The organism is Sphingobacterium sp. LZ7M1 (assembly GCF_024296865.1).
Classification (GTDB): Bacteria; Bacteroidota; Bacteroidia; order Sphingobacteriales; family Sphingobacteriaceae; genus Sphingobacterium.
The window spans coordinates 3,521,122-3,547,641 of sequence record NZ_CP101134.1; the positions used below are offsets into that span (position 1 = coordinate 3,521,122).

26 protein-coding genes, 1 tRNA gene and 1 pseudogene are annotated in these 26,520 nt (G+C 40.2%); 15 read left to right on the plus strand and 13 right to left on the minus strand.

The window, feature by feature from the left end:
- The first annotated feature begins 17 nt into the window (after window positions 1–17).
- The 7 genes and pseudogenes from NMK93_RS15095 to NMK93_RS15125 form a co-directional block, all read left to right on the plus strand.
- Window positions 18–1,529: a discoidin domain-containing protein gene (locus NMK93_RS15095; protein ID WP_185218536.1), complete on the plus strand. Its 1,512-nt coding sequence runs from the start codon at window positions 18–20 to the stop codon at window positions 1,527–1,529.
- Between the two features lie 11 nt (window positions 1,530–1,540).
- Entirely contained in the window at window positions 1,541–2,620 is a 1,080-nt protein-coding gene (locus NMK93_RS15100) for a TlpA disulfide reductase family protein (protein WP_254530177.1), read from the plus strand.
- A gap of 57 nt (window positions 2,621–2,677) precedes the next feature.
- On the plus strand, window positions 2,678–3,382 hold the full coding sequence (locus tag NMK93_RS15105) for a DUF4369 domain-containing protein (RefSeq protein ID WP_185214313.1): 705 nt from the start codon (window positions 2,678–2,680) through the stop codon (window positions 3,380–3,382).
- Between the two features lie 31 nt (window positions 3,383–3,413).
- Window positions 3,414–4,511: a TlpA disulfide reductase family protein gene (locus NMK93_RS15110; RefSeq protein WP_254530179.1), complete on the plus strand. Its 1,098-nt coding sequence runs from the start codon at window positions 3,414–3,416 to the stop codon at window positions 4,509–4,511.
- A gap of 2 nt (window positions 4,512–4,513) precedes the next feature.
- Entirely contained in the window at window positions 4,514–5,452 is a 939-nt protein-coding gene (locus tag NMK93_RS15115; RefSeq protein WP_254530181.1) for a serine protease, read from the plus strand.
- 3 nt (window positions 5,453–5,455) lie between these two features.
- Complete coding sequence (locus NMK93_RS15120; RefSeq protein WP_254530182.1) at window positions 5,456–5,602, plus strand: hypothetical protein; 147 nt, start codon at window positions 5,456–5,458, stop codon at window positions 5,600–5,602.
- Between the two features lie 15 nt (window positions 5,603–5,617).
- A pseudogene (locus NMK93_RS15125) lies at window positions 5,618–6,700 on the plus strand (hypothetical protein); the annotation flags it as partial.
- 112 nt (window positions 6,701–6,812) lie between these two features.
- Here NMK93_RS15125 and NMK93_RS15130 read toward each other — a convergent pair.
- From NMK93_RS15130 to NMK93_RS15150, 5 genes are all read right to left on the minus strand, one after another.
- Complete coding sequence (locus NMK93_RS15130; protein WP_254530187.1) at window positions 6,813–8,921, minus strand: S9 family peptidase; 2,109 nt, start codon at window positions 8,919–8,921, stop codon at window positions 6,813–6,815.
- A gap of 138 nt (window positions 8,922–9,059) precedes the next feature.
- Window positions 9,060–10,553, minus strand: coding sequence for a cell envelope integrity protein CreD (gene creD / locus NMK93_RS15135; protein ID WP_254530189.1), 1,494 nt, complete (start codon window positions 10,551–10,553; stop codon window positions 9,060–9,062).
- Window positions 10,543–11,055, minus strand: coding sequence for a Coq4 family protein (locus tag NMK93_RS15140; RefSeq protein ID WP_185218530.1), 513 nt, complete (start codon window positions 11,053–11,055; stop codon window positions 10,543–10,545). Before NMK93_RS15140 ends, creD begins: the two co-directional genes overlap by 11 nt.
- Window positions 11,056–11,107: 52 nt before the next feature.
- The gene (locus tag NMK93_RS15145; RefSeq protein ID WP_254530191.1) at window positions 11,108–11,410 is read right to left on the minus strand and encodes a transcriptional regulator; all 303 of its coding nucleotides are present in this window, start codon (window positions 11,408–11,410) and stop codon (window positions 11,108–11,110) included.
- On the minus strand, window positions 11,407–12,030 hold the full coding sequence (locus tag NMK93_RS15150; protein ID WP_185214306.1) for a hypothetical protein: 624 nt from the start codon (window positions 12,028–12,030) through the stop codon (window positions 11,407–11,409). The genes NMK93_RS15145 and NMK93_RS15150 overlap by 4 nt, the downstream gene beginning before the upstream one ends.
- A gap of 571 nt (window positions 12,031–12,601) precedes the next feature.
- Here NMK93_RS15150 and NMK93_RS15155 point away from each other — a divergent pair.
- Together NMK93_RS15155 and NMK93_RS15160 are read left to right on the plus strand one after the other, a co-directional pair.
- Window positions 12,602–12,683 (plus strand) — tRNA-Leu (locus NMK93_RS15155).
- Between the two features lie 72 nt (window positions 12,684–12,755).
- Window positions 12,756–14,090, plus strand: coding sequence for a trigger factor (locus NMK93_RS15160; protein WP_185214305.1), 1,335 nt, complete (start codon window positions 12,756–12,758; stop codon window positions 14,088–14,090).
- 1,058 nt (window positions 14,091–15,148) lie between these two features.
- Here NMK93_RS15160 and NMK93_RS15165 read toward each other — a convergent pair.
- The 3 genes from NMK93_RS15165 to NMK93_RS15175 form a co-directional block, all read right to left on the minus strand.
- Window positions 15,149–15,805: a hypothetical protein gene (locus NMK93_RS15165; protein WP_254530193.1), complete on the minus strand. Its 657-nt coding sequence runs from the start codon at window positions 15,803–15,805 to the stop codon at window positions 15,149–15,151.
- 42 nt (window positions 15,806–15,847) lie between these two features.
- On the minus strand, window positions 15,848–16,516 hold the full coding sequence (locus tag NMK93_RS15170) for a hypothetical protein (RefSeq protein WP_254530195.1): 669 nt from the start codon (window positions 16,514–16,516) through the stop codon (window positions 15,848–15,850).
- Window positions 16,517–16,614: 98 nt separating this feature from the next.
- The gene (locus NMK93_RS15175; protein WP_254530197.1) at window positions 16,615–18,084 is read right to left on the minus strand and encodes a DUF3943 domain-containing protein; all 1,470 of its coding nucleotides are present in this window, start codon (window positions 18,082–18,084) and stop codon (window positions 16,615–16,617) included.
- 166 nt (window positions 18,085–18,250) lie between these two features.
- Between NMK93_RS15175 and NMK93_RS15180 the strand changes: the two genes are divergently transcribed.
- Window positions 18,251–18,940, plus strand: a complete 690-nt coding sequence (locus NMK93_RS15180) for a hypothetical protein (RefSeq protein ID WP_254530199.1) — start codon at window positions 18,251–18,253, stop codon at window positions 18,938–18,940.
- A gap of 64 nt (window positions 18,941–19,004) precedes the next feature.
- Here the strand turns inward: NMK93_RS15180 and cysM are convergent, their stop codons facing one another.
- The 5 genes from cysM to NMK93_RS15205 are packed head-to-tail and all read right to left on the minus strand — an operon-like array spanning window position 19,005 to window position 22,414.
- On the minus strand, window positions 19,005–19,877 hold the full coding sequence (gene cysM, locus NMK93_RS15185) for a cysteine synthase CysM (RefSeq protein WP_254530201.1): 873 nt from the start codon (window positions 19,875–19,877) through the stop codon (window positions 19,005–19,007).
- Window positions 19,877–20,692: a serine O-acetyltransferase gene (locus NMK93_RS15190; protein WP_185214299.1), complete on the minus strand. Its 816-nt coding sequence runs from the start codon at window positions 20,690–20,692 to the stop codon at window positions 19,877–19,879. Before NMK93_RS15190 ends, cysM begins: the two co-directional genes overlap by 1 nt.
- Window positions 20,693–20,718: 26 nt before the next feature.
- Window positions 20,719–21,102 (minus strand): DUF3037 domain-containing protein, encoded by a 384-nt coding sequence (locus tag NMK93_RS15195; protein WP_254530203.1) that lies wholly within the window; start codon window positions 21,100–21,102, stop codon window positions 20,719–20,721.
- On the minus strand, window positions 21,092–21,877 hold the full coding sequence (locus NMK93_RS15200; RefSeq protein WP_254530235.1) for a HipA family kinase: 786 nt from the start codon (window positions 21,875–21,877) through the stop codon (window positions 21,092–21,094). The genes NMK93_RS15195 and NMK93_RS15200 overlap by 11 nt, the downstream gene beginning before the upstream one ends.
- Window positions 21,878–21,880: 3 nt before the next feature.
- Window positions 21,881–22,414 (minus strand): DUF4269 domain-containing protein, encoded by a 534-nt coding sequence (locus NMK93_RS15205; protein WP_254530205.1) that lies wholly within the window; start codon window positions 22,412–22,414, stop codon window positions 21,881–21,883.
- 127 nt (window positions 22,415–22,541) lie between these two features.
- Between NMK93_RS15205 and NMK93_RS15210 the strand changes: the two genes are divergently transcribed.
- From NMK93_RS15210 to NMK93_RS15230, 5 genes are all read left to right on the plus strand, one after another.
- Complete coding sequence (locus NMK93_RS15210) at window positions 22,542–23,081, plus strand: DUF1599 domain-containing protein (RefSeq protein WP_185214296.1); 540 nt, start codon at window positions 22,542–22,544, stop codon at window positions 23,079–23,081.
- An 8-nt stretch (window positions 23,082–23,089) separates the two neighbouring features.
- The gene (locus NMK93_RS15215) at window positions 23,090–24,295 is read left to right on the plus strand and encodes a BT_3928 family protein (protein ID WP_254530207.1); all 1,206 of its coding nucleotides are present in this window, start codon (window positions 23,090–23,092) and stop codon (window positions 24,293–24,295) included.
- The gene (locus tag NMK93_RS15220) at window positions 24,292–24,822 is read left to right on the plus strand and encodes a shikimate kinase (protein ID WP_254530209.1); all 531 of its coding nucleotides are present in this window, start codon (window positions 24,292–24,294) and stop codon (window positions 24,820–24,822) included. The genes NMK93_RS15215 and NMK93_RS15220 overlap by 4 nt, the downstream gene beginning before the upstream one ends.
- Complete coding sequence (locus NMK93_RS15225) at window positions 24,812–25,765, plus strand: glycerophosphodiester phosphodiesterase family protein (protein WP_254530211.1); 954 nt, start codon at window positions 24,812–24,814, stop codon at window positions 25,763–25,765. The genes NMK93_RS15220 and NMK93_RS15225 overlap by 11 nt, the downstream gene beginning before the upstream one ends.
- 159 nt (window positions 25,766–25,924) lie before the next feature.
- The gene (locus NMK93_RS15230) at window positions 25,925–26,512 is read left to right on the plus strand and encodes a hypothetical protein (RefSeq protein WP_093098522.1); all 588 of its coding nucleotides are present in this window, start codon (window positions 25,925–25,927) and stop codon (window positions 26,510–26,512) included.
- Window positions 26,513–26,520 lie beyond the last annotated feature (8 nt).

The window sequence follows — 26,520 nt, forward strand, 5'->3', positions numbered from 1 at the left end:
TACAACGCATTAATATCATGAATAGATTAATAAATATACTTTTTCGACATGGCCTCTCAGCACTGCTCGTACTTATCGTATTCAGCAGCTTTCATGGATGCAAGAAGGACAAGCTAGACTTATATCAAGAGGTAGCCAATGAATTCAGCAACTACCTGAGCACTACGATCGGAACGGGCACAGCCATGAAGCTTGGTGATTCTGCCGTAAACAACAGGACCCTTTCCGCACCGGGTTTACCAGTGCTATTGCAAGGCAAAGCCGCTCAGGAAGTAGTGGTCCAAGGAACAATAGACCCTGCCCTGATTGCAGTATATGATAGCCTCAACCATACCAAATCTCCTGAATTTAAAGAAGGTGCTTTTGAATTGAGCAATAAAGGTGTCATTCATATTCAACCCGGATTATCAACCTCAACAGACTCCCTAAAACTGCACTTAAAAGACGCCAGTCTCTTAGAGCATAATACCATTTACCTTGTCCCTATCAAACTTAAAATCGTTTCTGGACAAGCACAGTTGAAGAGTAAGTACATGTTTGTCAAGATGAAGGTATCCATCACGCCTTCCTTGATTCAAATGGATGTGTATAAACCAGAAAGTGGATTAAACACCAATTTTATACGTGGTTACTATGTGATCAATGGATACCATTCCGTAACTAAAATCAATAACCAAGAGAATGGAATCAAGGTATTCAAATTCTCCGCCCGGATAAACCATCCATTGGACATCGCCGTTCAAGGAGGTATCAGGTTAAACAATACAGACAGTGTAAAAACTTGGGTGGAAGGGATTAAAAAGAACACGTACAATAGAATACCTGAAAGCGCAATCAAGATCATAAAATCAACCGTCAATTTCCCTAAGGGCGATTCTGTATCCGTAGATAGCTTTGCTTTCTCAATCGACTACCAGCAACTCAAACAAAACGATAAAAATTATATCGGAATACTTGAATTGGAAAATACAAGCAATAATAATTTCGTGGAACCAATGACAGAACTTGGCGCAAATTATGCCTTGATAGAAATCAATATCCAAGAGTACAACACAGAAAATATCGCTTACCCATTGCCAGCTTTGCAAGGCAATAAAATGGACCGTAGTTTATGGAAGGCAACGGCCGAAGTAAATGACAACAATAAAGATTTCCCGGTTACCAATCTTTTTGACGGTAAAATAGCTACAATTTGGAAAGCTGCAGGTAGCACACCTAAGGATATCACTATCGATATGGGAAAAACCGAAACCCTCAAAGGCTTCATCTTCACCCCTTCTTACCAAGGTTCTTATGATATCTATTACAACTTCTCCAAAGTGGAAGCCTATTCCAGCAATGATGGCAAGACCTGGAAAAAAGAAGGAATCTTTATAGCAGGCGATATTGACAACCGAAGTTCAGCAGATAGACCCGATAGGAAGAACCTAAAATTCATTAATCCCGTAACAGCAAAATTCTTCAAGTTCAACATTATTGAAAGCTCATTTGGGCTCCCATATATTTCAGAAATAGAAGGTATAAATTAAAAATTACGTATATGACAGTTTTATTAAATATTAGAAAAATCACCCCCTTGCTTCTATTAGTTGGTTCATTGTTTAGCCAAGAAGCGTTTAGCCAAAGTGAGTATGTAGTCAAAGGAAAAATTGAAGGTTGGCCTTCCAAGTATATCCGCTTTGAGCGGAAGGGCAATTTCCCGGGTAAGGACTCCGTAGAAAATAAGGATGGCTCTTTCGAATTCCGTGGCAAGATCGAAGGTCCAACCAATGCTTTCTTGGTTTCCTTAGATGGAGAGGAACCTAAGTATAAATTCCTCTTTTTAGAACCCGGAAACATTGAAATCCATGGCCAATATGCCAATCTGGAAGAGGCCAAAGTGACCGGTTCAAAATCCACTAACGAATATTATGAAATCAAGAAAGTCCACAAGGTATTGGGAGAGCAGATCGACAGCTTATACCAAGTCTTAAACGGGGAAAATGATGAAAGTAAACAGAAAGGAATCAGTAATGAAATCAAAAACCTGACTGAAAAAAACATCGAGATTTCAAAAACATTTATCAAAGAACACCCAGCTAGTCCAGCCACAGTTTACGAATTGGCAGGCTTAAGCCAGGAACTGGACTACACAGAGCTCAAGAAGCTATACGATGTATTGGACCCTAAATTAATTGCAACTGTGCAGGCAGAAGACATCAACGCCTACATGAAAAATTTATCCAACATCGAAATAGGGAAAATAGCCCCTGATATTGCACAAAAAGATACTGCCGGAAATACGATCAAACTGCAGGATTTCCGTGGCAAGTATGTTCTTATTGACTTTTGGGCAAGCTGGTGCATTCCTTGTCGCAGAGAAAATCCCAATCTCCTGGCAGCCTATAAATCCTATAAAGATAAAGGATTCGAAATCCTAGGGGTATCCATTGACTCCAAAGCTGAGGAATGGCGCTGGAAAAGGGCAATCCAAAACGATGGTGTCATCTGGCCACAGGTCTCTGATCTGCAAGGCAATAAGAACGAAGCCGCAGTAACCTATGCAGTTCAGGTTATCCCATCCAACTTTCTGATTGGCCCCCGACGGAAAGATCATTGCCAAGAACCTTGTTGGCGATAAACTGCAGGAAAAACTGAAAGAAATATTTAAATAACCATACACTTTAAGCTTAATTACATGAAAATTCAAACAATTCTATCTGCGCTATTCATTCAATTATTTATACTCACGCAACTCGGTTTTTCCCAAGATAACTTTACCGTAAAAGGTAAAATTGAAGGATGGCCAACAGAAACGGTCTATTTGGTCCGTCAAGGAAATTATCCTGGAGTGGACTCAGTTAGCACCACAGACGGCAGCTTCCAATTCAGTGGTAGTATCCCAGGTGCAACCGCAGCATACCTGATTACCCAGAAAAAGAGCGGAGTTGCAAAATTATTGTACGTGGAACCAGGCAATATCACCGTTAATGGCAATTTCGAAGATTTTAAAAATGTGGAAGTCAAAGGATCAACTACCTACAATGACTTTATTGAACTCAGGGAAGGTCATGAAAAATACGACCAGGAAATGAGCAAATATGTACAACTTCAATTCACAACAGAAGACAGTACCGTACTGAAGCAATATTATAAAAGCCTCGATAGCCTAAGTCTTCTGGATATTGAATATTCCAAGGAGTTTATTAAAAAACACCCGAACAGCATCGTTAGCTTATCGGAAATCCAGACCCTAAACAACAGCCTGCTGAACAGCGAATTGGTTGCTCTATTCAATTCCCTAAGCCTTTATATCAAGGAAAGTCCAGAGGGCGTTTTACTATCCGAAAACCTTCCATTGATGGGCAAGGATAAACAAGAAGAAGAAATTGAAGGTCAATGATCTTTATAGATAAAATTAGAACAACACAATCATGAAAATATACATCCAGACGATAACAGGTTTATTTTTAACTGCAGCAGTCAGCTCTCCTCTTTTTGCGCAAGAGCCCTTTAGCATCAAGGGCGAGATCAAGAATTGGCCTAGCAAATATATCCACCTTGAACAGCGCGGCGACTATCCTGGCCAAGATTCCGCAGAGGTGGTCGACGGAAAGTTTGAATTTAAAGGAACCATTCCAGGACCAACCAATTCATTCTTGGTCAATAAGTCCAATGATAAAAGCACCGCTTTCTTTTTATTCGTGGAACCCGGCAATATTCAAGTCAATGGAGACTTCAACAAGATTAATGAAGTACAAATTACAGGTTCTAAGACCTATTCTGATTACCTAGAAATCAAAGACTTTGAAACTAAATTAGCTGCAAGGATCAAGGAATTGGATGATCAATTTAATAATCCGCAGCCTAAGATTTCGCAAGAGGAGTATGACAAGCTGATGGACGAATTATATGTCAGCCGTAATGAATTTGCAGTTTCCTTTATCAAAAACCATGGCAGCAGTGCCGTTTCGATAACCGAATTATACAATCTTGTGGGAAGCTTGGAAAACAGTCAAATGAAAGAGCTTTTCCAAGGACTGTCCGACGAGCTAAAGCAATCTCCAGGTGGTGAAATGATCAATTCACTGATCATGCAATCTGCTATCGTTGATATTGGCATGCCGGCACCCGATTTCTCCATTCCAGATACAGAAGGTAAAACGGTCAACCTTTCAGATTACAAAGGCAAATATGTACTGATCGATTTCTGGGCAAGTTGGTGTGCACCATGCCGCGCCGAGAACCCGAATTTAGTTGCTGCCTATAATCAGTTCAACAAAAAGGGTTTCGAAATCTTAGGTATTTCCCTAGACAAAAAAGAAGCGGAAAAAATGTGGCGACAAGCAATCGTTGCGGATAAACTGACCTGGAAACAAACTTCCGACCTTACAGGGGTGGATAGTGATGTGGCTAAAATGTACCATGTCGTACAGATTCCAACCAACTTCTTAGTTGATGCAAATGGACAGATCATAGCCAAAAACTTAAGAGGTGAAGAATTAATCAAAAAACTCGAAGAACTGTTTTAACCATGAAATTGTTTCAAACACATCCTTTTTGGGTATTTACCTTGGCTCTGGCTTTATCCTGTCTACAGCAGGAGGCCAAAGCACAGGACCAAACAGACAGCATTTTCATGAACGATGCCTTATTCCACAAAGGCTTGGAGGAAAAGGTACAGGCTGCATTTAAATCACAGCAAGGAAAAACAGTACCTCAACTTCAAATCGAAGCCAAGGCATTAAAAAATGAACAATCATTTTCATGGAAATTAGTGGGTAATCCATCCACAGAGGCATTGAAGCCTAGGGACCTTTTTCAGGCAAAAAAAACAGCTGTCTTTTTGATGGGCCGAATGAACCAAAAAGATAAAAATGATTATCCCTATGCCGATCTATATGCCTCCGCTTTTGCTATCAGTTCTGATGGCATCTGCGTCACGAATTACCATGTGCTCGCTGAATTGATCCATACGGATAAGCCAACAGATACTTTGCAACAAAGCAAAGACCTAAGCACTTATTTTATTGAAGGCATAGATGGTGAGGTATATGTGATGGATGAGTTACTGGCCTTTTCTTCCAGCAATGATCTAGCCGTTTTCAAGGTTAAAACGAATGGAAAGAAATTGCCTTTTATTCCATTAGGTCCAGTATTATTACCCGGCGAACCCGTATATATTATCTCCCATCCAGACCATATCTATTATTATCTGAGTGAAGGCATCGTCAACAAAAACAGTTTGATGTTGAACCCGAGGACACCGGTAATCCGACAATATAGGATGACCATCAGTGCAGACTATGCGGTCGGATCAAGCGGTGCTCCTATCCTATCGGAAGCTGGCAATCTGGCTGGTGTAGTTTCTTCTACTCAGACCATTCCTTCAGCTACGCCTGAAGGCAACAAACAACAGATGGTCATGAAAAACGCTATTTCCGTACGTGCTCTAAAGCTATTAATCCAATAAATCATGAAAAGATTCATCCTTATATTATTCTTGCTACCAACCGTTCTCTTTGCTCAGGAAAAAGGAATAAAATTCAGCAATAACTTGAATTGGGCAGAGGTCAAAGAAAAAGCCAAAGCGGAGAACAAATACATCATGATGGATTGCTAAACCTCCTGGTGTGTACCTTGTAAAATCATGGAACAACAGGTTTTCACAGACAGTAAAATTGGCGAGTTCAGCAACCAAAACTATGTGTCTGTCCAAGTGCAATTTGATGATGACCCTGAGGCGAATGAAGTCAAAAAAGAATGGATGAAATTAAGCAAGGAATTTGACAAGAATTATCAGGTGGATGGCTACCCTTGCTATCTCTTCTTTAATCCCATTGGCGAAATAGTACATAAAGCCTATGGCAAGAGAGAGATCAGCAATTTCCTAAACCTATTGCAAAAGGTCCCGAATCCAGATTTCCAATATTACACCTTAAGAAAGAAGTATGAGGAAAATAAGCAGGACAAAACCATATTAAAAAAACTTTTAAATGCTTCTATGGAAGCTGAGCCCGAGGACAAACAAGATCTGATCAAGGCTTATCTTTCCCAGAAACCAGCTATTGAAACGAAAGCCGAAGCACAGGTCATCATGGATGTAACCCGTTCTTCCCAAGACATTGGCTTCCCATTACTTTTGAATCAAGCTAAAAAAATTGACTCTTTGTTAGGAGAAACAGCGGCCGAGGATCTATACCGAGGAATAATAAATTTTGAAGATGCCGCCAACAAGCTCGGCCGTAAATCTCCTATGGGCTATTATATCTTGACCAGCAATCCGGATTGGTCTATTTTCCAAGATACCTTAGTTGCAAAATACCCAAATCATAGCACGGAACTATTGGATTTTATAAAATTAAACTTCTATAAAAATGGCCTTCTGATGCATGATTATGTCCCTGCCCTGAAAGCCTATATCCAAAAATATGACCATAGCATCAGTGATAGAATGAAAATGGAATATGTGGGTGTTTTTGCAAAAAAATCCAAGGAGACTGAACTCATCAAAGAACTGTTGACCTGGTCGAGAGATGCCTTTGAAAAGTCTGAAGATGTCGAAAATCTTTCCAACTACGCTTTGTTGAACTATAAAGTGGGAGAAAAAGAAAAAGGAATCTCTTTGATGGAAAAGGCAATCACAAAGGCGGAAGAAAACCAGCTCTATGATTTGAATGAAAATTTAGACCTAATGAAGAAAGGTGAAAATATTCTTTAAATGTTGTTTATTAAGTAATGAATGAAAAAGCAAGTTATAGATCCTATAATGTCTCTTGTTTCTGTGCATTCAAAAAGCCGATTCAATTTGAATCGGCTTCTTTATTTATTTATTATTTTTTCAAGGTTTCATCCAACCATCCGAAAAACTCCCTTTGCCATACCTGTGCGTTATGACCTGAAAGCACCCAATGGTTTTCATCTGGTAAATAGACCAATCTACTTTTCACCCCCCTAAGTTGAGCTGCTTGGAAAGCTTCCAACCCTTGTCCGATTGGAACCCTGTAATCTTTACCGCCTTGGAAAATCAAGATCGGCGTATTCCATTTCGATACCAGTGTGCTTGGGTTGAATTCGGTATAGGTTTTCGCATTACCCTGTTCCCAATAAGGTCCACCTAATTCATAGTTAGCAAAAAATAATTCCTCTGTTGTACCATACCATGACTTCATATCAAACAATCCACAATGTGAAATAAAGGATTTGAATCGACCTTCATGCACACCTGCCAATTGAAATACGGAATAACCGCCATAACTAGCACCTACAGCTCCAATCCTATCTTTATCCACGTATGATTCCTTGGACAGGTCATCGATTGCGGATAGGTAATCGGCTATCGCCTGACCACCCCAATCCTTTGAAATCTGCTCATTCCATTTCACCCCCCATCCTGGCATTCCACGACGGTTAGGCGCAATGACAATATATCCCTGACTGGCCAATAACTGGAAGTTCCAACGGAAGGAATACGATTGGGTAACCGCTCCTTGTGGACCTCCCTGACAGAATAATAGGGTTGGGTATTTTTTGCTAGGGTCAAAGTTCGGCGGGTAGATCACCCATGAAAATAGGTCTAAACCATCCGATGCTTTAGTAACCCTTGCTTCCACCTTTGTATCCGCAACCTTACTATACAATTGATCATTGACAGTCGTTATTGGGGTTAATTTTTTGGATTTGAAAGCATAATGGTATACTTCATTGGCCCGTGTCATTTTTGACAGGGAAACTACCAGACCCTCCTTGGTTTCTCCCACGATACCGTTGATGTCAAATTCTCCATCTGAAATCTTATTGATAATTGGCAATGCCCTATTCTTCAGGTTGGTTGGGATCAATAGTTCAAAGATCTGAACTGTACCTTCGGTTGGTGCCAAGAAATAGATTTTTTTATTGTCCTTGCTCCAAGTATAGGAATTGATTGTTCCATCCCAATGAGCCGTCATGTTCAGTTTGATTCCGCTGGCAGGCTCGCTAATGTAGATATCATTTTTATCCGATTCATAGCCATCGGTTTTCATGCTCATCCAGCTCATCAATTTTCCATCAGGGCTGAAGTTTGGCGTATTGTCATACCCATTCATTCCCTCGGTCAGATTACTGGTCTGTCCTGAAGCCAGGTCATATTTGTAGATATCTGTATTGGTACTCTGTGCGTATTCCGTTCCAAATTTTTTCTTACATACATAGAGTACGGATTTACTATCTGGAGTCCAAGCAAAATCCTCTGCACCTCCAAATGGCATGGTTGGCGAATAGAAAGGCTCATCAGCTAAGATATCCTTAGCCTCCCCAATTTTTCCGTTATCATAACTAGCGATAAATGGATGGTTGAATTTCCCATCGTTCCAAGTATCCCAGTGTCTGTAATCTAGATTATCATAGATATACACATTGGATTTTGGTAGGTCCTTATATTTATCGGTGCTATGGTAATCTTTTAAGAGAACCTGTTTGCTGAACAAGATATGCTTCCCATCAGGTGAAATCTTCACATTTTCCAATCCACCTTCATGATTGGTCACTTGAACGGCATTTCCGTCTTTCAGGCTTTTTTTCCAGATCTGTCCTTTGAACATATAAAGGACATCGTCACCTTCCACTTTGAGTACAGACTCTCCACCTGCCTCGGAGGTGAATTGCTTGGCAACCCCTCCTTTTACCGGAATAACAAAAAGATCCTTCTCGGATTTGTTTTCATCAAACTGATAATTCGATACACCGTAAATCAATTGGGTGCCATCTGCTGAAAGTCCTTCTCCGGAAACCCGGCCCAATTCCCATAGCTTCTGGGGACTAAGGGGTTCCACATTGCCTGAACGTCTGACGCGATCTTCTACTTTTGGTCGCTCCACCTTTTGGGGAACTTCTTTTCCTTCTTGTGCAATAACCATATTATTGATCAATAAGAGTGCTCCAATCCATGATATCTTATGCATATAAAAAACGATTTGCCTGCCAATTTACTAAAGTTGACAGGCAAACCGAAATCATTACCTAATTTACACGACTGGCTTTCCAAAATAAGAGCCAAATGCTCGTGAGGTACATTCGTATGGATGTTCTACTTAACCTTATCATTGCTTTTCAAATTGATACCAGTTAATTTTTGTTGAAATACGCATTAATACCGCCAAGATGATGAATAGTCCAATGGTTCCAACGATTAATGAGTAGTCACGTAATTGAAGAAGTACGAAGATAAAACTATAGAATAGAGCTAATATGGCGGCGAAATTCATGGCCGATTTCATGTCCTTGGTTATTGCTTTGATAAACGATGAAATCAGGATAATTGTTGCAATTGCTGCAATTAAATATGCGAAATTAAATCCAATATGTTCCGAAATCGCAAGTAATAAAGCATAGAACAACACCATGGCAAAACCAATCAATACATACTGAATGATATGCACGCGCTGTTTCTTGATGATTTCCATGAAGACCAAGGAAACAAAAGTCAATGCGATCACCAAAGCACCATACTTGGTTACGCGGGTTGCTTTTTGATAGTTATCGACCTGTGGCAAGAAGTTGACCTGAACCATGTCATAATCATTTGCAGTCAACTGATTGTCTGTGCTAGCGCTCTGTGGTTCTGGAAAGGTGCGTGCAGCATATTCATTGGGATGTGCGTCTTCGTCAGAAAGATCGATACCTTGGAAGTTATAGACCTTATAAGGCTCTCCGGTCCATTGTTGGGCCTGTTTTCTGCTGAAATCCGGAATGGTCCAGTTAGCTTTAAAGCTTTCTCCAACTTCACGGTCATCCGGTAAAAAGTTACCATTGAAACTAGGATTTGCCCAATTACCATTTACATTGATCTTCGTGTTTTTTGCCAGCGGCAAGAAATTCAAGGACTTGGATCCTTTCAGGTCAAAATTGATCTCGAAAGGTTTGTTCAAGGACTCATTGTTTTCTAATGGAAGGTCAACCGTTAAATTCTGCTTGAACAGATCGATATCCAGATCATATTTCCCCATATCCATGGCTTTACCATCCCATTTAAACGTTGGATTTTCTGATAGTCCTTTCACATCCTGTATACCGAAAACCAGTTTGGCGTCCTGCCATTTCAGATCAGCAGGCAGTACCTTTAATTTACTGAAATCAAAGGCTTCGAAATTCCCCTTAATATTGATCTTTGAGGTATAGACGATGGCTTGATAGATGCCACGCTTTAAAGGTTCAGGTTCTACGGTAGCTGTAATCTGGATCTGATCTGCCATCATAAAGGCATATTCTGTCACTACCGTTGTCACCAACGTACTGGTTCCCGTACCTTCCCCATCACTTTTCATCCTTTCTCTGACCACCTCGTAAGGAACAGCTAAGATAGGGCTTGTGATCACTTGGTCCATCCCCCATTTCCGAGCGATCTCCGTAGATACATTCGTCTCCCTATTGTTGCGCTCTGAAATCAGGTCTCCGATCAAGCCCAATGGAATGAGCAAGATTAACATCAGGAAGAAAATGACAAAGATCTTAACGATCAATGAAGAGGTGATTTTTTCGATCAGGGATTTCTGAGAACTGTTCTCCAATCCCTCGTTAGTTGAATTATTTTCCATGTTGAATAGGATTTACTTGTAGTTGTAGTTTTAATTGTTTTTTATCTAGTGATTGTTGTAATGTGCTCAGTGATTCTGTGAGGAAGCCCTTAAATTCTATATGATGAAATTTATGCATGGCCTTCCCTTTTCTGTAAGCTGACCAATAATGTGCGCTATGCTCCGGAAATATAAAGGTCCCGATAAAGATCATGGCCAGCAGGTACAAACTCAGCTTGCCATTTCCGAATAGCAGATATTGCATGGCAATTTCATCGTTAATCTCTGTTCCAGTTTCTGTGATCAGGTGAAAGACATCGTGATTCTCCAATTTCGGCATGACGTCAAAACCTTTTTCTTTGTAGAACATCCCTAAGGCATAGCCTAAACTCCCCTCTTGATATTCCAAAAACTCTTCTTTCCTGATTCCCCAAGCTGCCTTATATCCCTTAAACAGCTCTGCATACAATTTGGATGACCAATTGTACAGGAATAGCATAAATTTCAATCTTAATCCTCTCATATTTTTATCTATAAAGTACTTTGTCTTTCAAAGTAGATGAACAAAAAAAATTCTATTTGTACTGCTGTTTGATGAGGCTCTCCAAGGCAATGATATGATTTTCAAATGCTTTAGCGCCTTGATCCGTCTTACTATAACTTGTATTCGGCTTACGATCGATGAATGTTTTAGTCACCAAAATATAGCCTTCTTTTTCAAGGTTCTTCAGGTTTGATGCCAGGTTACCATCGGTTACCTCCAACAATTCCTTTAACGAATTGAAATCATAGGAATCATTGGCCATCAGGATACTCATGATTTGCAACCTGACCCTATTTTCAAAAACCTTGTCATATAATGTTAAATCCAAGCTCACTTTCTTTCGTACTTTTTATGGACAATTAACCCGTAAACGATATGTAGAACACCAAATCCTAAGGCCCAAAACACGACGCCATATCCAGGGAAGGCCAAAGCTAACAAGCCTAATACAATTTCCAAAATTCCAAGTACCCTGACTTCCCGAAAAGTGAATACACTAGCTGCCGCAAGTGACAGTCCATAAAAAATCAGCAAGGTGGAAGCTACCAAACCGACCACACCCTTACTGATCAGGATGATCGAAAACAGACCGCCAGTCACCAATGGGATAGCCATCGCTTTCAATAACGCTTTACTGGTCGGGTTCCAGATGCTCTGTCCCGCTTTCTTGGCTTTTGCCCTTGCCATGATCACCCCTACCGTTACGGAAATAACCAAGACCAAAATGGCAATGATGATCAATTTATATAGCACCTGTTCATCCAGCACATAATAGTCACGGTAACCAAATACACTCTTGGTTCCATAAACCACAAAATATGCAGCTGCTGACCCCAATAAAGCTAAACAACCGATCAATACGCCCGAAAGCCCACTGATGGACATAAATTTCGATGATTTCTCCATCATGGAGCGGATCTGGCCTATTTCTTTTAAGATATCTTTCTGGTCCATAAAAGTACTTTGTGTTTCAAAGTAAAGGAGAAAAAAGTACTTGCGCAAATATTTTTTCAATTTTTTTATAAAGCCTCCCCCATTCCATCAATAAAACCAAGTTCTGGAAAGTCGTTTTTTTATCCAATTATTGATCTTAGGCCTTCGACCATCACTTTACCCTTGTTCGAGACATTTTCGGAAAATTCGGAATGTGTCTCGAATGAGGTCAAATTATGCTCCATTATCCTGGTCAGGATTCTTGAAGGAATCCTTATTTCTATTGAATAGTGTTTATTGATTTATTATATAAAAGGAACATGAGCCTCCCCACCTTCGAGTTTTTTTGGAGGATGTCCTTTTAGTTTTCCATAATTATAAAGACCAAAAGAGGATGTTTACCTATCGAATCCGCTCCAAAAACAGCATGATCTTCCCGTATTTTGAGCTTAGCCCAGGCTATTTTCAATATTTTTTAAAAAATTAGGCTTTAAGAAACAAAGAGTTACAAAAAAACATAGAAAAAAGAGAAGAAAAAGCTTGACATATATAGGTTTGGTTTCTATCTTTGTGGCTCAATAAAATCCTAACTGCGGAAGTGGCGTAATTGGTAGCCGCACCAGACTTAGGATCTGGCGCCGCGAGGCGTGGGGGTTCGAGTCCCTTCTTCCGCACTTGATGTCCTCCTGAAAACAAAATATCAGGAGGACTTTTTTTTATTAATTGCGAAAAGCTAAAACAAGAGTATGAATATTTCACACCAGAACATTGATGACATCAACGCTAGTATCCAAGTGGAAATAGCGCCTGAGGACTATAACCCACAGGTTGATAAAGCAATTAAAGACCAAGCAAAACAAGCTAAATTACCAGGATTCCGCCCAGGAATGGTTCCTACTGGACATATCAAACGTATGTACGGTAAAGCGATCTTATTTGATGAGATCAATAAAATTATCAATGATAAAATTGCTGAATACATCGGTGAGCAAAAACTGGAAGTATTAGGCCAACCTCTTCCTAAAGAAGAAGATACTGATGGTCAATACAACTGGGATTTCAAAGATACTTTTAAATTCGATTACGAGATCGGTTTAGCTCCTCAGTTTGACATTCCTTTCTCAGCAGAGACGGAATTCACTGAATACGACATTAAAGCTGATGAAGCAACGCTTACTGAGCGTATCAAAAACTTACGTCGTAGCTATGGTAAAATGACCAACCCTGAAGTTTCTGAGGAAGGTGACGTTCTTTACGCTGAATTGAAACAAGATAAAGAAGACGGTATCGAAAAAACAACTTCAATCCGTACGGACATCATTGAAGATGCCAAAATCAAAAAATCATTGGTTGGCTTGAAAAAAGATGATACTGCAAAGCTTGACGTAAAGAAAGCATTCAAAGTTGCTGACCTTGCTCGTATCTTAGGTATCACTGAAGATGAGGCTGAAAACCTAGACGTTACTAAATTCGAATTGACGGTTAAAAACATCAATAGATTAGAAGAGTCTGACTTGAACCAAGAGTTCTTCGACAAATTGTTCCCTGCTGGTGAAGTAACTACCGAAGAGCAATTCAACGAAAAAGTAAAAGAAGAAGTTGAAAACCTATTCAAACAAAACTCAGCTCAAAAATTACGCAACGATATGTATACTTTCGGTATGGATAAAGTTGACGCTAAATTCCCTGAGGATTTCTTGAAAAAATGGTTAAAAGCAACTAACCCTAACTTGGATGCTACTGAAATCGAAGAAGGTTTCGAAGATTTCTTGAACAACTTGAAATGGACGATCATCGAAAACCGCATCGTTACAGCAAACAACTTAGAAGTTAAATATGATGAGGTGGTTGATTTGGCTAAAGAACGTATCTACGCGCAAATCAAAATGTACAACATCAACGAAGAGCCAACAGATGAGCAATTGCAACAATTCGCAATGCAATTATTAGGCGACAGAGAACAAGCTAACCGTTTGTTCGAAGAAGTAAAAGCTTTAAAAGTGTTCGATCAATTGAAAGATACAGTGAAAATCAAATCTAAAAAGATCGATTTCGACAAATTCGAAAAGCTTGACAAATAAGCATTACAAGAATTAGTTATAAAATAAAAAAAGGTTAACGGAGCAATTTCGTTAACCTTTTTTTATGGAGTATTTAGTAGTAAGTAATTAGACTCGGGGGTGCCTTTAAGCGAAGGGAATGGGACTGTAGGGTATTTTGAACCCGGATTAGCGGGATGGGAGGATAGACCATGATTTGGATTTGAACCAGGATTTAACAGATTCGAGGATAGACCATGATGATGATCAACAATTCGCTGGAAAGTCCAACATACGGTAGGGCTGAATTACATACGCCCGCCCCCTATGCCCCTGTCTTCCTTAACCTTCGGTGCAGGAATTGTACACCTATACAATCAATATTTGCATACCTCCGAGAACCTTCGTACCTCAGGTTGACACCGGAACGGGAAACCTTTTATCCGCCATACATCCCCAGCGGGGATGAATTATTTTAGCAATGGTATTGAACAAAACAGGAGTAGCAAAAACTGATGTTCGATTAATCGAACATCAGTTTTTGCTACTTACAGGCTAACGTGCCATGCCAGCTAAAATAATGGAACCCCAAAGGGGTTCTATATTAAAAAAATAAAAGAGCTAATTTATTTTCGTTGCCAAAAAGCTGTCATCACCTTCCGATAAATTTAGTCCAAATTTTTTATTCTCAGGTTGACAGTAAAAAAAGAACATTGCCCATGTGCTATTCTGAACGATTAGTGAAGAATCTGTACGCTTCTCCTTTCCCAAGTCCTGTCATCCTTTACCGAAGGTAAAGGAACTGTACGCCAATACAAGCAAGGTTCGCATTGCTGCGAGATCCTTCCTTCGTCAGGACGACAGCATGGTGGGTAACCGAAAGTTAAGAAACTGTTCTCTATGTTGAACCAGGATCGGGATTTGCCTCGATCTCCCAACGAGGATGGGAGGATGGGCCAAGATTTGGATCAATTTGTCCCAGGAAAGTCCCCCGTACGCCCGCGTCTTCGGTTAAAGAATTGTAAACTACCGCATTAAACGAAAAATCTATGAAATTAAAAACGAAGAACAAATATATTTTACCTAAAAATTTATTAATATCAATGTTTAGCAGATAACAATATATTCCACTGAAAGCCTACTTTCAGGTATAGTCCTAAACCCCAGATTCCTTGGGGGGCTTTCATACAAATAGGTCCCATTTCATAATTGAAACTAAAGTCTTTGCCAATATCTCTATTGATTCCCCAAGTTGCAGCGAAACCTGAGGCTACACCTTTATCAAAACTAGGTTTTTCTTTAGCTTCTTTCTCTCCCACCGTTGTATCAAATGTCCAGCCTGCCATTAGGCCTAAATAACGAAGAGCGAGGAAATTTGATGAATTATTTTTAATGGATTTGCCATTTTGTAATCGATTTGAAAAACCATAATATTTCTTGACCGATAAGGACCAGGTCGGCATCAACACAATTGTTCTATTATAATGATTCCAACGCTCCTTATCTCCTATTGGTAAAGCATGAAAGCGTGTTAAACCTCCTAATGTAAGACCTGCATGCATCTCGAGGACAGCATCTTGAAAAACTGGCTTTTCAAACTGATATGCTAACATGGGTTTTACGATATTCGCATGGATACTATGATTCTCTACAACATATGAGCGGATTGAATCATGATCAAGTGCATTGATTTCTTGAGCATGGGTAAATGGTAAAATAAACAGGAATAGCAGAATAAATTTTAAAACAGATCTCATGGTTTAAAAAAAATTCTTAGGATTAAATAATAAACCAATTATTTAAAAGGTCTTTGAAAAACCAACATGAAGCCAGAAAGAAGGCACTATTTTAGAATCCAAATTATAGACTAAACTTGGTCCCACCTCCAGATTGAAATTGAAATTATTACCGAGGTCTCTATTCATCCCCCACAAGGCTACCAATCCTACTGCAGTCCGGCTGCTGAACTGTATTCTTTTGGACTTTTCTGCATTAATATTTTTAGTATCCCTAATCCATCCAATTATAGGACCGTGCAACCTTCCTCCAAAATAATTTGAACTATTATTCTCAATGCTTTTATTTTTTCGGAGCCTATTTTCAATATTATAAAAATGTTTTACCCCAACAGACATTAGTGGCATTAAAGCAAAACACCTAGCATTAACCTCCAAATCTCTATATTGATCTATATCAACCGAAAGTTTACTTACCCCAAAGCTAACTAGAAGCCCTGCATTGACATCAAATACAGTTTTTGGACCTATTGGTTTTTCGTATTGAAAAGTTAAGGTTGGAGCAATTAAGGAAACTCGAATACTAGAGGTTGGTTTTACAAAATCGACAGGATCAACTGTTTTATGTTTGTTAGAGTCCTGTTCTTGGGAATAAGATGAAGAAGAAAATACTGTTAAGATAAATAAAAGAAGAATTCCCCTATTCCAGCTGCTTAGTAAAGATTTAGTCATTGTCTATTTTTAATTTGCAGCAAAAATAAGGGCAACAAAATTAAAAATATAGAACAAAATTATACTTTATTAAAAATAAATGTCTTTTGTGTTAACTTCTAAAAGAATATATTATACCCTACGGACAACCTACCATAAGGATATTCACGATTAAAGTCTGGATATTGCTGATCATAGAAATGACCTTGGAGATTGAAATAACCAGAACTCAAGTTGATGGACCAACGTTTATATAATCTCAGGCTGGCTTCGACGTTCAGTCCGTGGAGGACATAGTATGAATCCGTACCCGAAATGGTAAAAAACACCCCACCATTATAGTCAGCACTTAAAATAAAGCGATCTAAGAGCATCAAATCTCCACGGAACCTATATGATGCACCTGGCCCATAATTGTAGTTTCTACTGGCTCCATATAACAAATATGGATCAGGAACTGCGGCCAATATCACCGCTCCCGCTCCCACAGACAGGTTCAAGCGATTGCCTTTTTTATATCTGAATTCAGAAAGCCAATTATAGTTCAAACTTTGTCCTCCGTAAAAAAAGGCATCGTTGTTATAGAAGTCATAATGGGCATTCAGGGTACCATAATGATTCCCCTTTTTAGACTTAAAGAATTTTGCACCATAAAGTAGGGCATGTACATTGACCCCATTAATAAATGAACTGTCCCCATTTCCCAATTCTAGGTTTACAGAGAACTGATCAAAAGGTCTTTTATAGTTATGGTCACCATTGCTATAGATAAATCGCAATCGACCGTAAAAAGCATTCTTTCCTTCATTCAGGAAATCACCTTCCTTGGCATCAAAGCGTCGCACTCCTAAATCCAGTTCCGCCTTGATGACAGAAGAGTCGGCTCCATAATAATCATCGATCGGTTTACCCCATTTACCATCTAAAAAGCGATTCAATCCGTTGATAGGATTCACCAAAGTCGCTACGATCTCGTTTCCGATCCTATTATGGTCCGTACGGTTTCTCGCAAGGATGTTGCGGGAAACCCGATGCATCATCTCCCCCATCAATATCCCTCCAAAGGTGGTATTGACTAAATCGTTGATGGAAGGGTGCTGTGTTTCGCCAGCTGTCTCCCATATATAACTTCCGGCTACCGTGGCCAGGGAGGATTGGTAAAAATTGTAACCATTACTACGAAAGGCATTGAAATAAATCTGTCCATGGAAAGGATGGTCAATCTGATTGGTGGTAAATTGGTTGTCATCCCAATCCCAGGCACTAAATCGCTGATGGTCCAAAAAGTTCTGGAAACTGATATATGAATAAGGATCTTTCGTAATAAAGCGATTGAAGGAAGCCGGTAAAGCTTGAGCCAAAAACCATTGAGCTCCTGCACGCCAAAACTTCTTTTCCCTCTTGGGATTCAGGTCCCATTCTAAGGTATCCTTGATAAACGCAGGTTCATCGGGAAGGACAGCTAAGCTGTCTTTTCTAAATATTATCGTGTCAGTAACAGATTTGGTCTCTATCTGACCTAGTGACTTTAAAGTGGATAAAATTAAGACCCACGTGAGAAGAAATAGTGTCCTGTGATTTAGTTGCAATGCTATAGAAGTTAAATTTGGCGTAAAATTAATGTATTAGCCTGAAAGCGAAAACTCAAATTTCGATTCCTACCCATTCGTGACAAAGCGTTTTTGTCAGGTTCAAAACAGTTTGCGCTTTAAATGGTTTTAATTATATTTAAGGGATAACCAACAGAATCACAACATGAAAAGACTATTTTTAAGTTTGGCCATTCTGCTGATGGGCTTTGCAGTCATTGCTCAATCCAAGCAGCCCCTACATGGAGCTTACCTCGCAAAAGATGGAAATGTCAATCACCTATGGCTATTTGTAGATGGCTACAGTTCATATATCCAATATGAAGACAACAAGTATATTTCTACCTGGGGAGGTCCATTTACCACATCAAACAATGATATACAGGTAAACGTGGAATATAATGATGCCAATCCAGCTGAAATAGGCACTGAAAAGGCCACAAACGCCCAATTGGATGGTAAAGGCATCAAAATGGGAAACCTGAACTTCGCGAAACAAACTGCCAATAAACAGGATTTGGATGGTCTGTGGCGGATAACCGGCAGAAAAGAAAAAGATAAAATGTCCAACATACCACGTGGCGACAGAAAGACTATCAAAATATTGGTTGACGGCTATTTCCAATGGATTGCCATAAATCCTGCTGAAAAGGGCTTTTATGGTACCGGTGGAGGAAAATACAGTTTTAAGGATAAGAAATATACCGAAAACATCTTATTCTTCTCCAGAGACAATAGCCGTGTCGGTGCTTCCTTGTCCTTTGATGGCGAAATCAAAGATGGCGCTTGGAACCACAGTGGCTTGAGCTCAAAAGGTGACCCTATCTTTGAGATCTGGTCTAGGGACAATAAATAGAAATTTATCATAAAAAGAATCGGGGCATTCAAATGAATGCCCCGATTCTTTTTATGATAATCTCTTAACCAAAGAGGTCTGAACTGAGGTATCGATCGCCTCTATCACAAACGATAAATACAATAACGCCCTCTTCGATTTCATTAGCCACGGTCAAGGCTGCTTGAAAAGCTCCACCAGAGCTCATCCCTGCAAATACCCCTTCTTTTCTGGCTAATTCCCTAGCTCTCTGGGTTGCATCTTTTTGGTCGATGTCTATAACTCTATCCACTCTACTTGGATCAAAAATCTTTGGAAGGTATTCCTCTGGCCATCTTCTGATGCCGGGAATAGAGGAATCTTCAGTAGGTTGACAACCTACGATCTGTACCTCTGGATTCTGGCCTTTCAAATAGATTGAACAGCCCATAATGGTTCCTGTAGTTCCCATTGCACTGACAAAGTGGGTAATCTTTCCATCGGTATCACGCCAGATCTCGGGCCCCGTAGTTTTTACATGGGCTTCGTAATTATCAGGATTGGAGAATTGATTGAGAATAAAGTATTCACCGCTTGCGGCTTTTTCTTCGGCATAGTCCCGGCTCACCTCCATATTGTCCAACAACGTCACCTTACCCCCGAAAGCTTCCATGGTCAAGGTCCTCTCCCTTGTTGAAGTAGATGGCATCACCAGTTCAATCTCTAAGCCATACATACTTGCGATCATGGCCAAGGCAATACCGGTATTGCCACTTGTGGCTTCAATCAACTTGCTATCCTTATTGATCTCGCCACGTTCCATGGCAGAGCGGATCATATTTAAAGCGGCACGGTCCTTTACCGAACCTCCGGGATTATTCCCTTCAAGTTTTGCATATATTTTAACCTTAGGGTTGTGATGAAATCCTTTGATTTCCACCATCGGTGTATTTCCAATTAAGTCTATGATATTCGCCATTATGCTAAAGGTTTAGAGTCAATAAATTTTGAATTGGGTTGATGATATACGGTCGTATAAGGGTCAACGCTGCTGGTCAACCACACATTTCCTCCTATCACAGAATGATGGCCCACTACGGTTTCACCTCCCAAGATGGTCGCTCCAGCATAGATAATGACATGGTCTTCGATAATGGGATGCCGCTGGGTATTGGCCATGTTCTTTTCCACGCTCAAGGCACCCAAGGTTACCCCTTGGTACAGCTTGACATGCTTGCCGATCCTACAGGTTTCTCCAATCACGATACCGGTACCATGGTCAATATGTAGGTACTCATCGATGAAAGCTCCTGGATGGATGTCAATGCCTGTTTTTGAATGTGCATGTTCCGTCAGTATCCGTGGAATCAAAGGGATTCCTTGGATCCACAGTTCATTGGCCAATCGATAGATACTGATAGCCAAAAAACCGGGATAGGTCCGTATCACTTCATTCAGACTCTGTGCTGCCGGATCGCCTTCCATGATGGCTTCTGCATCAGTCAGCATGCGCTGATAGATGGAAGGCAGGTTAGCAAAGAACTTTTCGGATACTTTCTTGATATTGCAGCTGGAGCATGCTTTTGTTTTGAAAAGCAAAAGATAGAGATCTGCCTCAGCCTGCTTGAATGCAGCTTCAATTTCCTGAACCGTATTGAAGGTTCTTGAATTCCGTTCAGGGAACAACAGATGCAGCAATTCAACTGCCCAATGAGCAATGGCTTTATTGCTGGGCATATCTTGGACAGCCTGTTGTTTTTCGTATATATGTTGATAGAAATCCTCCATTATCATGGGTAGGTTGAATTATTTTAAAAATTTTAAAGCACTAGTTTTTCAAAGAGTTCTTGATGTGTTTTTTCTGCATCTAAGCATAAGCCTGGATGTACGGCAGAGCATTGGATCAAGGTGCTCCGTTTAGCGGTTAGCCAACGAAAACGTTCGGTTTGATCCAATTGGGCAAGGGCCCCACCCTCTTTGCTCCCTAAACAGACTTGCTTCATGGATTCCAAATGAGCCCGGATCTGGTCAAAGTCGATATCCTTACATAACAATTCGCAACGGCCTTCATCCACATAGTACAGGATATTGGCATATCGTTGCTTCCTGCAATATAACAGCACGCCTACATTGACAAATTCCTCTCTTTCAACACGCGGAACCAGTCTTACCACAGCATATTCGTATAAAGTCCTATCCTGCATGTTGAATTTGATTTACAAAAACTTCAGAATGGCTCGCTCTTCTGGTAATAAACTCCACATACACTTCACGCACTTCATCAGCACTAAGATCGCGAACCTCATCAATTAACCATTCATCGGGTATTACATCAAGGATTTTCCTGATATTTTCTTTGTTGAACAGCTCTTTATAGGTTGCATCGATAAGGGGAACATCTTTGGCCTTGGATAAGAGGACATGGTCCTTGATCTGAACGAAAGGTTTATCAACGGTTTCTTCCCAATTGTCCCAGTTATGGTGGAAATACAGTGCTGCCCCATGGTCTATAAGCCATAATTCCTTATGCCAGATCAGCATATTGGTATTTTTCACGGTACGATCTACATTCATCAAAAGGGCATCCAGCCAAACGATCTTGGAAGCTTCCTCGGAGGAAATTTCATCGACATTGGCATCAAAGGTGATAGCTCCATTCAGATAACTTACACCGAGGTTCTTGCCTACTGAAAACTTGAGCAGGTCTTGGATCTCTTCATCCGGTTCGGTCCTACCGAAGCCTACATCCAGATCGGCATACACCATTTCAGGAACCCGAAGTCCTAAGAACCTAGCCAGTTCTCCACCGATAAATTCAGCGACCAAGGCTTTTTTCCCCTGTCCAGCTCCTCGGAACTTGATCACATAGCTAAATCCATCATCCGCATCAACCAATCCGGGCAGCGAACCACCTTCGCGAAAAGGTTGGACATATCGGATGATATTCACCTCTCTAATTTCAGGACTCTTTATTTCCAGCATCTATTCTATGTTATAGTTTAGGAGACCCTCATAAGGATCTCCTTGGATTTTCAATAATTTGGCAAAAGCCGGTTCAGTCTTTATTCCTTGCGACTTCAGCTTGATGATCTGTTGTTTAAATTCCTCGCCGAAGGTCTCCAAAAGTTTGGCTTCGATCAACAGATGTCGAAAACCATACTGTTCAGCCACCGGTCTACCTTCTCCATAGACTTCCAGCAACATATCATCAATTTTAAAGTTAGCAATTCCAACTTCTATTCCACGCACAGTTTCAACTTTAAAGCTGTATCCATTGTGTTTTTCGAAATTTTCATGACATTTTCTTTCAAATATGTCGAGGTGATAGACCTCACAGGCGATATCCAAATCGCTGTTCCACACGGCAATGTAAATGGGAATGGTTCCAATAAGGACGGGTTTGAAATCCTGCAAAACTTCCATTATCCTATGATTCCGGATCAAATCATAAGATTTCCTTTGCAGTGCAGTGCCCATTTTGAGATAGGAAAGATCATAAAACCTAGCAGATTCCATCCTTCAAAGTTAATCTAAAGTGCTCATAAATATTGAAAATCGAGGAAATTGTACTGTAAAGTGACTTAAAGGTTAAGGATATTCTAGCTATATTTGTGAGACTCATACTATAATGCAAAATCAATTTATGGATACAAATACAGAATACAATCGTATTATCAACATATGCCAAGAGCTATTTATTAAAAAGACCAAAGACTATGGTACAGCTTGGCGAATTTTACGATTAAGTTCTTTGACTGATCAGATTTATATCAAGGCCGCCCGTATCCGTTCATTGGAAGAAAAAAAGGAATCGAAAGTTGGCGAAGGAGTAGTCGATGAATTCATTGGAATCATCAATTATTGTGTGATTGCTTTGATTCAACTGGAAATTGGCAATACGGAAAACGAGAACTTGGACCCCAAAATCGTAGCGGAGAAATATACCGAAAAGGTGAATGAGACCCGCGACCTGATGTTTGCCAAAAACCATGATTATGGCGAGGCTTGGCGGGACATGCGTGTTTCATCGATGACCGATCTGATCTTGATGAAATTGCATCGTGTAAAACAGATTGAGGACAATGATGGCCAAACTTTGGTATCGGAAGGATTACAAGCAAACTATCAAGATATGCTGAACTATGCAGTCTTTGCACTGATCAAATTAGGTTTGGCAAAATAACGAACAACATGACTTATACACAGAGCTATTCCCAAACAAAACAACCCAAACCTAATGTTTTATTATGGATTGCTAGAATTCTGGTTGGATTATTATTTATCTTCTCCGGATTGATAAAGGCCAATGATCCGATGGGATTTGGCTATAAGCTGCAAGAATACTTCCATGTCCTCAACCTTGGATTCCTAAGTGATTATGCCACTTGGATCGCTATTTTCCTTTGTGCTGTCGAGATCATCCTCGGTGGTCTGTTGATCCTGGGTGTAGCTGGCAAGAAGGTCGCGTGGGGCTTATTGCTCTTGATCATATTTTTTACCTTTTTGACCTTTTACTCTGCATTTTTTGAGGTAGTCAAATCTTGCGGCTGTTTTGGCGATGCCATTCCATTGACCCCTTGGCAATCTTTCTTTAAGGACCTCATTTTATTGATCCTGATCGTTTTTATCTTTATTAAAAGAGATCAGATCAAACCTTTCATTAGAAGTCTATTTACCAGAAATCTGTTGACTGCACTCATCATATTGGGTTCATTTGGTATTGGGATATATACCTATTATTTCCTTCCATTTATAGACTTCCTTCCTTATAAAGAAGGAAACAATGTACCTGAATTGATGAAGGTACCGGAAGGTGCTGAGCCTGATGTATTTGAACATATCTACGAGTTGAAGAATAAAACCACGAATGAGACAAAAAAGGTAACTGACAAAGAATACATGGGTCAGAAGCTGTGGGAGGATGAAAACTGGGAAGTTGTGGGTGATCCACAGACTAGGTTGATCAAAAAAGGATATGAAGTAAAAATACCTGATTTGATTATTACGGATATGGACGGTACAGATCGCACAGAGGAAGTGATCCAAAACCCATATTACAATTTTATTGTGGTAAGTACAGACCTTAAGAAGATGTCTCCTTTTGATTTAGCGGCATTGGACCGCATCAACACGACGATCAGGGACCTTTCTGAAGACTATAATATCAGGGCCGTTCTGGCGACTGCTTCATCTTCTGATGAAGTAAACTACCTGAATGACCAAATGGACCTTGTGCTGGAGACATTCTATGTGGATGCCGTTCCATTGAAAAGTATGGTCCGCGCAAACCCTGGGGTTATGCTGATGCTGAATGGTACCGTTGTAAAAAAATGGTCGCAGTACAATTTTCCTAGCAAACATGAGTTAATAACTAAATATCTAGACAAAGTAGAATGATTCAGCGACCAGTTTTCCTGATTGGCTTTATGGGAAGTGGGAAGACCACCTGGGGAAAGAAATTGGCAAATGCCCTAGAGGCTCCTTTCGTGGACCTGGACCATGAAATTGTTGAGCATATCGGCATGAGCATCCCTGAATATTTTGCTTTACATGGCGAAAATAAGTTCAGGGAAATCGAAAGAGAAATATTGCATGCCCAAAAGGACAAATCTGGCATTATTTCTACGGGCGGTGGTACGCCATGTTACTTCGACAATATGGATTGGTTATTGGAAAATGGAACCGTCCTCTATCTGAAGCACAGCCCAAAATCCTTATGGAGCAGGTTAAGCCAATCTGATGTCAAAAAGAGACCGGCCTTGAAAGGCTTTACTGGGGATGAACTCTTGAACTTTATAGAGAGCAAACTGGAAGAAAGAAACCCATTCTATGATCGCGCACATATCTTGGTCGATCAAATCAATACACCTTTGGAGGACCTAGTCTCCTTGGTAAAAGCAAACATTGAATTACATGAGCAATAGATTCTACTCATCTATTTTTATCGCTGGAATGCTTGCGTTGCTGTCCTCATCTTGTTTTAGGACCAATAGCTCGAGCAGTATAAGCAATATGCCACAGGTGGATCAGGTTTTCAACCTGAAGACAGTAGATGACCTTTACCATTTCCTGACTTACAATGAGAACTCCTACCCTTTGGTCAGTGCCCATCGTGGTGGTCCAAGTGATGGTTTTCCTGAGAATGCAATTCCGACATTTGCAGAGGTGGCCAGCAAGATGCCAGCCATCATTGAATGCGACATTGCCATGACCAAGGATTCTGTTCTGGTCCTGATGCACGATGAAACTTTAGACCGTACCACAACTGGAAAAGGACGGGTTTCCAATAAAACATATGAGCAACTGAAAGACCTCAAGCTAAGGGATAACAATGGCGAGCTGACAAACTACAGGATCCCTACCTTAGAAGATGCCTTGCAATGGGGTATCGGAAGGGTTATCTATTCATTGGATGTCAAGAGATCGGTTCCTTATGAGAAGGTTATTGAATTGATCCGAAAGACAAAAGCAGAAGCGAACAGCATTATCATCACCTACTCGGCTAACCAAGCCGAGGTTGTGAATAGGTTGGCTCCAGATCTCATGATCTCGGCTACGATCAAAAACAGGGATGATCTGAACCGCCTAAGTGAACTGAGTATTCCAGATACCCGATTAATCGCTTTTGTGGGCACTCGCGAGCCAGATACTGCTCTATATACGATGTTGAGACAGCATGGGATTAAATCCATTTTAGGGACAATCGGCAACTTAGACCGATCGGCTGAAAAAGCGGGATACCAGCTATATGCTGATTTTATCGTTAGAGGAGCAGATGTGCTATCGACTGACAGACCCTTTGAAGCGTGGAAAGCATTGGATTTCTATATCAAAAAAAGAAACTTAGAATCACCTTTCATTAATTAATCTATTTTTCAGAGAAAATATAGCGTAAGCCTTGTTAATGTGGATTAACAAGGCTTTTTATATGTTGTAACCCATATCCTACAAAAGATAAAATTTTATCAATACGAAAACATTATTAATTGCATCTTGTTGATTAGTTAATAAGAAAACAAGATTATTATGAAAAATTTACTACTAACATTAGCCTTATCAGTAGGCTGCTTATCCTATAGCACAGCACAGGTAGAAGTAAAAACCGTACCTCAATCTTCAGCGGATGTTGGTATGGCTCCGATCAGACAAGGAAATTGGATGATTGGTGGATCTGTAGGAAGTTTAGGATATAGCTTTGAAGGAGAATCCTTCAATATCCAGTTGAATCCACGTGCTGGATACTTTATTTCAGATGGTATTGCAATAGGTGCACAGGCAAATCTGGGTTTTACTTCGGGAAAAGATGACAACCCTAATAATTGGGGATATGGTATTTCACCATTTGTCCGTTATTACTTCCCTGGAGGTGCTAGCGCAACAGGTCGTTTCTTTGGACAGGGTGATGTCGGAATCGGCGGAAGCTCTGCAGGTGATGATGTATCGCTTAACCTGGGAGCAAATGTAGGTTATGCCCATTTCATAACACAAACTGTGGCATTGGAAGTTATGGCTGGTTACAATTATTCAAAAGCCAATATTAATGCTTCTGGAACTCAGAATGGCCTTGGCTTATCAGTTGGTTTCCAGATTTATTTGCCAGGAAGAAACAGATAGTAGAATTA

What these genes read in the sequence shown, in the direction of transcription:
- NMK93_RS15095 (WP_185218536.1), top strand. Translation starts at nt 18, where the DNA reads ATGAATAGATTAATAAATATACTTTTTCGACATGGCCTCTCAGCACTG.
- NMK93_RS15100 (WP_254530177.1), top strand. Translation starts at nt 1,541, where the DNA reads ATGACAGTTTTATTAAATATTAGAAAAATCACCCCCTTGCTTCTATTA.
- NMK93_RS15105 (WP_185214313.1), top strand. Translation starts at nt 2,678, where the DNA reads ATGAAAATTCAAACAATTCTATCTGCGCTATTCATTCAATTATTTATA.
- NMK93_RS15110 (WP_254530179.1), top strand. Translation starts at nt 3,414, where the DNA reads ATGAAAATATACATCCAGACGATAACAGGTTTATTTTTAACTGCAGCA.
- NMK93_RS15115 (WP_254530181.1), top strand. Translation starts at nt 4,514, where the DNA reads ATGAAATTGTTTCAAACACATCCTTTTTGGGTATTTACCTTGGCTCTG.
- NMK93_RS15120 (WP_254530182.1), top strand. Translation starts at nt 5,456, where the DNA reads ATGAAAAGATTCATCCTTATATTATTCTTGCTACCAACCGTTCTCTTT.
- NMK93_RS15130 (WP_254530187.1), bottom strand. Translation starts at nt 8,921, where the DNA reads ATGCATAAGATATCATGGATTGGAGCACTCTTATTGATCAATAATATG.
- creD (WP_254530189.1), bottom strand. Translation starts at nt 10,553, where the DNA reads ATGGAAAATAATTCAACTAACGAGGGATTGGAGAACAGTTCTCAGAAA.
- NMK93_RS15140 (WP_185218530.1), bottom strand. Translation starts at nt 11,055, where the DNA reads ATGAGAGGATTAAGATTGAAATTTATGCTATTCCTGTACAATTGGTCA.
- NMK93_RS15150 (WP_185214306.1), bottom strand. Translation starts at nt 12,030, where the DNA reads ATGGACCAGAAAGATATCTTAAAAGAAATAGGCCAGATCCGCTCCATG.
- NMK93_RS15160 (WP_185214305.1), top strand. Translation starts at nt 12,756, where the DNA reads ATGAATATTTCACACCAGAACATTGATGACATCAACGCTAGTATCCAA.
- NMK93_RS15165 (WP_254530193.1), bottom strand. Translation starts at nt 15,805, where the DNA reads ATGAGATCTGTTTTAAAATTTATTCTGCTATTCCTGTTTATTTTACCA.
- NMK93_RS15170 (WP_254530195.1), bottom strand. Translation starts at nt 16,516, where the DNA reads ATGACTAAATCTTTACTAAGCAGCTGGAATAGGGGAATTCTTCTTTTA.
- NMK93_RS15180 (WP_254530199.1), top strand. Translation starts at nt 18,251, where the DNA reads ATGAAAAGACTATTTTTAAGTTTGGCCATTCTGCTGATGGGCTTTGCA.
- cysM (WP_254530201.1), bottom strand. Translation starts at nt 19,877, where the DNA reads ATGGCGAATATCATAGACTTAATTGGAAATACACCGATGGTGGAAATC.
- NMK93_RS15190 (WP_185214299.1), bottom strand. Translation starts at nt 20,692, where the DNA reads ATGATAATGGAGGATTTCTATCAACATATATACGAAAAACAACAGGCT.
- NMK93_RS15195 (WP_254530203.1), bottom strand. Translation starts at nt 21,102, where the DNA reads ATGCAGGATAGGACTTTATACGAATATGCTGTGGTAAGACTGGTTCCG.
- NMK93_RS15205 (WP_254530205.1), bottom strand. Translation starts at nt 22,414, where the DNA reads ATGGAATCTGCTAGGTTTTATGATCTTTCCTATCTCAAAATGGGCACT.
- NMK93_RS15210 (WP_185214296.1), top strand. Translation starts at nt 22,542, where the DNA reads ATGGATACAAATACAGAATACAATCGTATTATCAACATATGCCAAGAG.
- NMK93_RS15215 (WP_254530207.1), top strand. Translation starts at nt 23,090, where the DNA reads ATGACTTATACACAGAGCTATTCCCAAACAAAACAACCCAAACCTAAT.
- NMK93_RS15220 (WP_254530209.1), top strand. Translation starts at nt 24,292, where the DNA reads ATGATTCAGCGACCAGTTTTCCTGATTGGCTTTATGGGAAGTGGGAAG.
- NMK93_RS15225 (WP_254530211.1), top strand. Translation starts at nt 24,812, where the DNA reads ATGAGCAATAGATTCTACTCATCTATTTTTATCGCTGGAATGCTTGCG.
- NMK93_RS15230 (WP_093098522.1), top strand. Translation starts at nt 25,925, where the DNA reads ATGAAAAATTTACTACTAACATTAGCCTTATCAGTAGGCTGCTTATCC.